An 8,968-nucleotide genomic window follows, 5' to 3' on the forward strand; every position below is an offset into this window, starting at 1 on the left:
ACTTACAATTGTTCCAATATGCAAGCGGTGTCGCATCGCCAATTGTCTGCTCTTTACTTTCCAAAGCCCATCTTCGTCCTTAACCACTTTCTTAAATTCGGTGTAGGCACTTAAACTGTCTCCTCCTGAGGTGATAAATTGCATTACCCAGGTCCATTCTTCAGGAAGGATAAGCTTAAAAGCATGGGTGTTCTTAATTTCCTCATAAATGATTTTATCATCAAATCCATCGCCTATGGCCAGTGTAACCAAATACTGAACCAAGGTGTCAAATACCATAATAAAGGGCTCACGGCTCTCTATATTATTTGTTTTGGCTGCTTCTTTAATCGCTGCAGCTTCTACCAGTTCTAATGCATTGGTAGGTAAAAAATATATTTTAGAGGTTTCGTGAGGGGAGTGGCCCGAGCGGCCTGCCCTTTGCAAAAACCGGGCAACACCCTTTGGCGAGCCCACTTGAACAACCGTATCAACAGGTTTAAAATCTACACCCAAATCTAACGATGAAGTAGCAATAACAGCTTTAAGCTGTCCGGTATGTAAGGCGTCTTCAATCCAGTTACGAAGTTCAAAATCTATCGATCCATGGTGTATGGCAATCCTCCCGGCCAGTTCGGGTTCGATATTCAACAAATGCTGATACCACATTTCCGATTGTCCGCGGGTATTGATAAAAATTAAAGTGGTTTTACTTTTCTCAATAATCGGTAAAAGCTTGTAGGCTAGCTTTAAACCCAAGTGCCCAGCCCAAGGCAATGTTTCGATATCATCGGGTAAAATTGATTTGATCAGGATTTTCTTTTCTAAATCGGCTTTAACAATAATCCGTTTGACCTCCATATTGGGCTCGAGTACATCTAACGCCTCTTCAATATTACCAATAGTGGCAGAAATCCCCCAAATTCTTAAAAACTGGTTTTTATCTAACTTTTGTAAACCCTTAATCCGCGATACGGCCAACTCCACCAATACGCCTCGTTTACTTCCTAAAAGCTCATGCCATTCATCAGCAACAATACATTTAAGATTTTTGAACAAAGTTGAAGCGCCTTTTTGCGCCAGTAACAAGTGCAGGCTTTCTGGCGTAATCAACAAAATTTCGGGCATCGATTTTTTCTGCTGTAATTTCTCTGCCTGAGAAGTATCGCCATTACGCACTCCCACATGCCAATCCAATTCCAGCTCCAATAAGGTTTCGCGCATGGCCCTTGCAATATCTTTCGCCAGGGAGCGGAGTGGGGTAATCCAGATTAACTGTAAACGGTCTTTCGCTTTTTTATTGTTGGCTTCAGTTGCATTTAAGGCCTCAATCACTACTGCTAAAAATAAAGAAAATGTTTTTCCGAAACCTGTAGGCGCATTTACCAAACCGCTGTAACCATCCAAATAATACTGCCAGGCATCTTCCTGAAACTGAAAAGGCTTGCGTTTATTGGTCTTTAGCCAGGCTTTTATCTTTTTATAACCTTTGGTTTTGGTTTGGTCCATGCTTAAATATCGCTGCTTTTGATGGGTTTTCTAATTATTTCTTGAAAAGGAATAACAGTAATGCTTCGGTTAGAGCAGTCCCGCCATTCGCTTTACCTTTTTTGTAATTACCGTTAAATGTTAATTTATCCATAACAAAAAAGGGTATCGCTGCTGTCGGGTTTAAAATCGTGCGGTAACCTTTCAGTTCCGATATGCACTGAACCTGCTTTCCTAATAATTATGGTTCAAAATCTTTCTATTGTTTTGTGCGTGCATCATTGTTTTAATTTCTACAAAGTTGAAGCTAACAACTGTCTCAAATCTTCCAAAGTATTAATTTCATCAGCCTTTTTATCTTTTCGCCACCGCAATATACGTGGAAAACGCAACGCTAAACCTGCTTTATGCCGTTTACTTTCAGCAATTCCCTCAAATGCAATTTCGAAAACCAGTTCAGGTTTTACGGTACGTACCGGGCCAAATTTCTCAATTGCATTACGGGTTACAAAGGCATTCACTTCTTTAATTTCTTTATCTGTTAAACCCGAATAGGCTTTTGCAATCGTGACTAAATTTTCGCCATCACGAACAGCAAAGGTATAATCGGTAAAGAAATTAGCCCTTCTGCCACTTCCTTTTTGCGCATAAATCATTACCGCATCAACCGTGTAGGGATTGATTTTCCATTTCCACCAATCGCCCCTTTTTCGTCCACTATGATAATGAGAGGTCAACTTCTTCAACATAATTCCCTCGCTGTTAATCGATCGGGATGTTTGTCTTAATTTGGCTAATTCTTCCCACGAATGGCAATTGATTACCGGAGAGATCATCACCGGACTTTCAGCTAAACCACCAATCAACCTCTCGAGTGTTTTTCGTCTTATACTTAAAGGTTCTTCTCTAAAATCCTTGGCTTCATATTCTAAAATATCATAAACAAAAAAGCCAATGGGTGCATCTTCCAATTGTTTTTTACTAATCGTTTTGCGGTTTAAACGTTGTTGCAGCGTACTGAATGATAAAACCTGTTTATCTTGTACAGCCAGTATTTCGCCATCTAAAACCACACCATCAGGCAAAACGTCGATCATAAAATGCAATTCGGGGAACTGTTCTGTAACCAGTTCTTCGCCACGGCTCCAGATAAAGAGTTCTCCATTCCGTTTTACAATCTGCCCGCGGATGCCGTCCCATTTCCATTCGGCCTGCCATTCAGAAATATCACCCAATTTCTCTGGTTCTTGCTCTAAGGCATAGGCGAGGCAAAAGGGGTAAGGCCAGGAATTATCGGTATTTACATGGATACCATTTATCAGTTCGTGAAAAGTAATTTCATAAGGATTCCATTTTCCCATTATGCTATGCATAATCTGGGCGCTATCTAAACTGCTTTGTTTAGCCAGCGCATTCACCAGCATTTTATTGGAAACACCAATCCTGAAATTTCCAGAAATCAATTTGTTAAAAATAAAACGTTCCTGTGTTTCTAGTTTATTCCATGCGCTCAGAATAAATTCTTTTTTAGTTTCATCGTCTTTACCTTCCAGATCGTGTAAATCTTCAACCCATTTATGCAATTGAAAATCTGAGGTGTTTTCGGCAGGCGGCAATAACAGGGCGATGGTTTCGCTTAAATCGCCAACATTGGCATAACTTTCGGCAAATAACCATTCTGGCGTTTCAGTAATGTTTATGGCCCAGTATTTAAGCAGTGCTGATTTAATTGGTCTTTTAGGTTTTTTACCTGTAAACAATGCGATAACCCACACCTTGTCTTTATCATCGGCATGGTTAAAATAATTAACCAATGCCGCGATTTTATCGTTGGTTTTATTGCTCAGTTCGAGCTGTTGGATCAATTGGGCAAAACGTTTCATTCTTATTTATTTTCGTTTTGATCAACCAGATCTACTTTATTTTCATCATCATCTTCTTGCCCAAATTTGGTTAACACTTCAGCGGCTTCTATGCCCGCATCATTTAAAAACCGACTAAATGCAGCCGTAAAACCATGCGTAACATATACTTTTTCCGCTCCGGTTGCAGTAATAGCTTCCATTAAGCCGGGCCAATCGGCATGATCACTCAACGCAAAGCCGGCATCAGCACTTTGCCAACGGCGATGTGCCCGCACCTGCATCCAACCAGAGCAAATACCTGTTACCGGGTGGGCTAAATTTTTGATCCAGCGGCTATCCCTCATGGCAGGTGGCACAATTACAATACCTTTCTGCAATTCATCTTTAGTGGTTTCAGGAGTAATTCTGATGGTTTTTGGAAGCTTTACGCCTGCATCAATAATCACTTCATTCAGATTAGCAATACTGTTATGTACATAAATAGGAGTATCACCAGCCAAATTTTTAATTAAACGTTGTGCTTTACCCAAGCTATAGGCAATTAATACACTTGTTTTTTGCTGTATAATATTATCGCTTACCCAATTCTTAATGCCATTAAAAACAACTTCCTGCTTTTGCCATTTGTAAACAGGTAAACCAAAAGTACTCTCGGAAACAAAAGAATGGCACTTTACAGGTTCGAAGGGTGTGGTAATACCATCATCTTCAATTTTATAATCACCAGAGATTACACAAATTTCACCTTTATAAGCTAAACGTACCTGCGCAGATCCGATAATATGTCCAGCAGGAAAAAATGAAATATTCACCCCATTGCGGATAATGCTTTCTCCATATTCCAATGTTTCTACGTTCAAATCTTCGCTGATCCTGCGTTTGATGATAGGCTTGGTTAAGGTATGGCAGAGATAGTATTTATTTCCAAAACGCACATGATCGCTATGTCCATGCGTTGTAACTGCATAATCTACAGGCCACCAGGGGTCTATATAAAAATCGCCTTGCTTACAGTAGATTCCTCTTTTGGTAAATTCTATTAATGCCATAGCTACTAAACAATAAATTTATTGTTTAGTTTTAGGTAAATATCGGCTAAATGCCCGATAATTTAAAATATCGGCTAATTACCCGATAAATAGAAATATCGGCTAAATACCCGATATTAGTTTTGAAATATGAATAATAAGTTCGATATTGTAGTATGATTTGCATTATAACAGGTGATATTGTAGGCTCAAGGAAGATTAAAGATAGCTGGTTATTAAGCTTAAAAACCGCTTTAAAAATAGTTTCCGATCAGAATAATAAGTGGGAGATTTACCGGGGCGATAGTTTTCAGGTAGAAGTTGAGCCAGAAAATGCCATCAGGGCTGCTGCTTATTTAAAAGCATCTATCAGGGTAAATAAACCTGCAGATGTAAGGATGGGTATTGGAATTGGAGATATCAAAAACAAACGGAAAAAACTTTCAGAATCCAGTGGAGATGCTTTTGTAAATTCAGGAGCGGCATTTGACAGTTTAAAACAGGCTAAGGTTAATTTAGCCATTAAAACTGATTCCGCTGATTTTGATGAGGAAATTAATGTCTTAATTAAGCTTTCGCTAATATCAATGGATAGCTGGGGAGTTGTAGCTGCCGAAATGGTAAAACTTGCCTTAGAGAACAATAACCTGTTACAAAGCGAACTGGCGGCTATTTCGGGCCGAACGCAATCATCTGTAAGCGAAGCTTTAAAGCGTGCACATTATACCGAAATTATGGAAATGGACAGGCTTTACCGTAAAAAATTGAACCAAATGATTTTAAAATAATGGATATCTATTTAATCAAGCTTATCCTAACCCATTTAATTGGAGATTTCTTTTTACAGCCAAATGCCTGGGTAAAAGATAAAGAAAGGAAAAAATTAAAATCAATAAAGCTCTATTTGCACGTGGCCATCCACATAGCTTTGATATTCCTTATTTTTTTAAACTTTGGCGTTTGGAAGGTAGCACTGTCAATAGGGGCGCTTCATTTCGTGATTGACGCTTTAAAATCGATCTTTCAGAACAAAAAAAATGCACGGATACTGTTTTTTGTTGATCAGGTTCTGCATTTTACTTCGATAATAGTGGTGTGGCACTTTTTTTATAAGGGAAGTTTAAACATCAGTTTCTTTAATGAAACCAAAACCTGGGTTTTAATTGCGGGAGCTTTATTTCTAACAATGCCTACATCTATTGTAATGCGGGTAATTATTGCCAAATGGCTTCCAGATAACCAACCGGACAGCCCGCAATCGTTACAAAATGCAGGTAAGTATATCGGGATACTGGAAAGAGTGCTGATCTTCTTGTTTATCTTAACCAATCATTTCGAAGCTGTTGGCTTTTTACTCGCAGCCAAATCTATATTTCGGTTTGGCGATTTAAAAGAAGCACACGACCTTAAATTAACTGAATACGTATTGATCGGAACTTTGTTAAGCTTTGGAATAGCCATTGTAACGGCTATGCTTATTCAAATGTTTATTGCATAAAAAAAGCAGCCCGAAAGCTGCTTTTAAATTTTCTATCTTGCTCCAGGAGGGCAGTTTTCTTTTAAAAACTTAGTGTAAGTTAAGGATAAATGTTTGCCAGTTCCTTCGCCCTCAGAGATACTGTGGGTGTGATAATGTACATTATCGTCGCCAGTACCGTGGATATACAATAAATTGCCTTTTAAGTTTTTAGCATAAGTAATCGGAGAACCCTTAACATATGCCTCTTTACTTGGGAAAGGAGTGCCCATATAACGCTCCTGATAAACATTATCGTAGGTTAATTGATTACCAACTGCTGCAATTGCAATACCCGTTTTATAAATTTCTGGGTATTGGAACATCAGGTTTAAAGTAGATGAACCGCCACCACTCCAGCCCCAAACGGCAACACGGTCTTTATCCATAAAAGCATGAGTAGCCAATAGTTTTTTAGCGGCCATCGCCTGATCGCGGATATTGATTACACCAATGTTTTTATAAATACTTTTGCGCCATGTACTCCCTTTTGGAAGAGGTGCACCTCTATTATCCATTGAAATATAGATATAACCATCTTTGGCCATATCACCGGCATATAAACGGTTTCTCCCTGCACCATAAGTATCTAATGCTGTAGCTGAAGCAGGCTCCCCATAAACATAAAATACTACCGGGTATTTCTTATCTGGATTAAAATTATCAGGTTTTTTCATCCAACCGTCCATTTCAATTCCATCTTCAGTAGTTACTTTAAAAAACTCAACTTTGTTTTTAGTTGCAGCTTGTTTGGCTAATTGTGTAGTAATGCTCCCGTCCATTGTAAATGGATTCCCTGTAGCAAAGTTCATCCACTCTGTGATTGGCTCAACAAGCGAACTGTTATATGAATGGCGGGCAAAAGCAGCATTTGGAGAAATATCGTAATTATGTGTTCCTGGTAAAACCGAAGGTGTAATCTGTTCTAATTTACCTTTTCCATCTAATTTGGTTTTAAATAGATATTTCTGAGTGGCATTTATTGGTGACGCCAGAAAATAGACCATATTATTTTTTACATCGATCAATTTTACATCAATCACATCATAATTGCCTTTCGTAACCAATGTTTCTTTTTTTCCATCCAAACTGATTCTATATAGGTGGTTCCAACCGTCCTTTTCAGATACAATGGTAAACTCTTTATTATCATTTAACCATTTCCACTCATCCTGTGCATCAATCCAGGCTTTAGCTTTTTCGGTATAAACTGCTTTTGCCGATCCTGTACCTGCGTTACAAACGAATACTATACTTTCGTTTTGCTGGCGGTTAAGCTGTTGTAAAATAATATCATTACTGTTAGGTACCCACTGCATACGTGGAATATAGTGCTGAATATTATCTCCAGGAACATTTAACCAGTTCGTTTTGGCCGTTGCAATATCAACTACACCAACTTTACAAGCCGACGGATTTTCGCCCACCTTTGGATATTCTACAGGAATGGTATATGGATAAATGGAATCTGTATTATTGATCATTAAGAAATTTTTGATCTTCGTCGCATCAAGCTGCCAATAAGCAATAGATTTGCCATCCGGACTCCATCTAAAACCATCGCGGCAATCAAATTCTTCCTCATAAACCCAATCGAAAGTACCGTTAATCATTCGGTCTGTACCATCAGTGGTTAAGGCTTTTGCACCAGTTCCATCAATATTTTCTACATACAGGTTATGTTTGCTTACATAAGCAACCTTACTGCCATCGGGCGATAACTTAGCAAACATTAGTGATGAAGTTGGTCTATCTTTTCCAATTTGAGTGATTTTATTGGAAGTTAAATCGGCCAACCAATAATCTCCACGTGTATCGTAACGCCAAACTTTTTTACTATTGGTGTAGATTAGTGCTTTCGAACCATCATCCGATAACTGGAAACTTCTTACTGTAATAGCATCATTTTTTCCGGCTGGTGTTAATAATGCTCTTGATATAATGGTTTTACGATCGTTTTTAGGACTTCAGAAAGAGATTTTAGAACCAGATCTGAATTTACGCCATTAATTACTGCCGAATATTTTACAGGAAGTGCACCTAAACCTTTAAAGAAACCACCATTGGTAATTGAAGCAATATCAACATCTTTTGTTGCCCATAATTCATGAGCTCCACCTTTGTCATCTTTGTAGGTATATTTTTCAGCACTAAATCCAGCAATTGTCTGTTTTTCACCAGTTGCTTTATAATCAGAATATTTTGGCAATAATGCTTCTTGTGCTTCTGTTTCTGCTTTGCTCACCTTTACTGCAAACTGTTTTTGAGCTACCGGAACGTCAATTAATAATAATCCGGTTTTATCTGCTGTATTTGAAATGATGTTAACCATTGCAGGGCCATTTTCAATTTCTATTTTGGTTAAGTTCCCATTAAATTTAGTTTTAACATCGGTTGTTGTACCATTAGCAGTTACTGCAAATACCAAAGTACCTTCAGCAATTTTCTTTTGTGCATGGGCAATTATAGCAGTACTTACTAAGATTAAAGCTATAACACTAGTTTTGATTGATTTGAACATGTTTTTATTTCAGTTTAGTTTTTTACCAATTAATTTTTTCTTTGTTTAAAAATGAAGAGATTCCTTTTTTAAAATCTTCACTCTCTCTTACACTTCACTTCAGTGTACCCAAAATTACTTTCAGGGGTAGCAAAAACAATATCACATATCGTGGCCAAACCACAGCCGCCGGCAATGGCATGACCTTCTACCTGTGCAATAACGACTTTTGGTAAATAATAAATCGTTGTAAAGAGTTTTTTTAAATGATTAGAATCAGCCACATTTTCTTCAAATGTATTGTGCTGCAATTGCTGAAGATATGCTAAATCGGCACCAGCACTAAAAGTATCGCCATTTGCATTCAATATTACCACTTTTACCAGGTCATCTTCAGATGCTTTTATAAATGCAGAAGTTAATTCAGCGATAAGTTTAGGGTTTAGCGCATTCCTTTTTTCGGGTCTATTGATTGTTATCGTTGCTATTCTTTCAGCAACCTGATATAAAACCAGATTTTCCATCTTATTGGGTTAGTTGCACCAAATATGCTTTATTTTTCTTTAAAACATGTACATCTATATCATTATTC

7 protein-coding genes and 1 pseudogene are annotated in these 8,968 nt (G+C 38.0%); 2 read left to right on the top strand and 6 right to left on the bottom strand.

Annotated features, from left to right (window positions below; all coding sequences use genetic code 11):
- The 3 genes from AC1DND_RS16200 to AC1DND_RS16210 all read right to left on the bottom strand — a co-directional run.
- Positions 1 to 1,488, bottom strand: a 1,488-nt coding sequence (locus tag AC1DND_RS16200; RefSeq protein ID WP_477583139.1) for a DEAD/DEAH box helicase, incomplete at its 3' end; no start/stop codon positions are given.
- Positions 1,489 to 1,760: 272 nt separating this feature from the next.
- Entirely contained in the window at positions 1,761 to 3,350 is a 1,590-nt protein-coding gene (locus AC1DND_RS16205) for an ATP-dependent DNA ligase (protein WP_477583141.1), read from the bottom strand.
- A gap of 2 nt (positions 3,351 to 3,352) precedes the next feature.
- Positions 3,353 to 4,381, bottom strand: a complete 1,029-nt coding sequence (locus AC1DND_RS16210) for a ligase-associated DNA damage response exonuclease (RefSeq protein WP_477583143.1) — start codon at positions 4,379 to 4,381, stop codon at positions 3,353 to 3,355.
- Positions 4,382 to 4,536: 155 nt separating this feature from the next.
- Here AC1DND_RS16210 and AC1DND_RS16215 point away from each other — a divergent pair, with 155 nt between their 5' ends.
- Together AC1DND_RS16215 and AC1DND_RS16220 are read left to right on the top strand one after the other, a co-directional pair.
- Entirely contained in the window at positions 4,537 to 5,148 is a 612-nt protein-coding gene (locus AC1DND_RS16215) for a SatD family protein (RefSeq protein ID WP_029274320.1), read from the top strand.
- Complete coding sequence (locus AC1DND_RS16220; protein ID WP_477583145.1) at positions 5,148 to 5,858, top strand: DUF3307 domain-containing protein; 711 nt, start codon at positions 5,148 to 5,150, stop codon at positions 5,856 to 5,858. Before AC1DND_RS16215 ends, AC1DND_RS16220 begins: the two co-directional genes overlap by 1 nt.
- A gap of 32 nt (positions 5,859 to 5,890) precedes the next feature.
- Here the strand turns inward: AC1DND_RS16220 and AC1DND_RS16225 are convergent.
- The 3 genes and pseudogenes from AC1DND_RS16225 to AC1DND_RS16235 all read right to left on the bottom strand — a co-directional run.
- Positions 5,891 to 7,840: pseudogene (locus AC1DND_RS16225) on the bottom strand (S9 family peptidase); the annotation flags it as partial.
- Complete coding sequence (locus AC1DND_RS16230; RefSeq protein ID WP_477583146.1) at positions 7,798 to 8,397, bottom strand: DUF4412 domain-containing protein; 600 nt, start codon at positions 8,395 to 8,397, stop codon at positions 7,798 to 7,800. The pseudogene AC1DND_RS16225 and the gene AC1DND_RS16230, both read right to left, overlap by 43 nt.
- A 77-nt stretch (positions 8,398 to 8,474) precedes the next feature.
- Positions 8,475 to 8,900: an enoyl-CoA hydratase/isomerase family protein gene (locus tag AC1DND_RS16235; RefSeq protein ID WP_477583148.1), complete on the bottom strand. Its 426-nt coding sequence runs from the start codon at positions 8,898 to 8,900 to the stop codon at positions 8,475 to 8,477.
- Positions 8,901 to 8,968: the final 68 nt, after the last annotated feature.

Source organism: Pedobacter sp. 01N416, assembly GCF_056399685.1.

Excerpts from the sequence above, each read along its gene's own strand:
- AC1DND_RS16205 (WP_477583141.1), bottom strand. The coding sequence starts at position 3,350 with ATGAAACGTTTTGCCCAATTGATCCAACAGCTCGAACTGAGCAATAAA.
- AC1DND_RS16210 (WP_477583143.1), bottom strand. The coding sequence starts at position 4,381 with ATGGCATTAATAGAATTTACCAAAAGAGGAATCTACTGTAAGCAAGGC.
- AC1DND_RS16215 (WP_029274320.1), top strand. The coding sequence starts at position 4,537 with ATGATTTGCATTATAACAGGTGATATTGTAGGCTCAAGGAAGATTAAA.
- AC1DND_RS16220 (WP_477583145.1), top strand. The coding sequence starts at position 5,148 with ATGGATATCTATTTAATCAAGCTTATCCTAACCCATTTAATTGGAGAT.
- AC1DND_RS16230 (WP_477583146.1), bottom strand. The coding sequence starts at position 8,397 with ATGTTCAAATCAATCAAAACTAGTGTTATAGCTTTAATCTTAGTAAGT.
- AC1DND_RS16235 (WP_477583148.1), bottom strand. The coding sequence starts at position 8,900 with ATGGAAAATCTGGTTTTATATCAGGTTGCTGAAAGAATAGCAACGATA.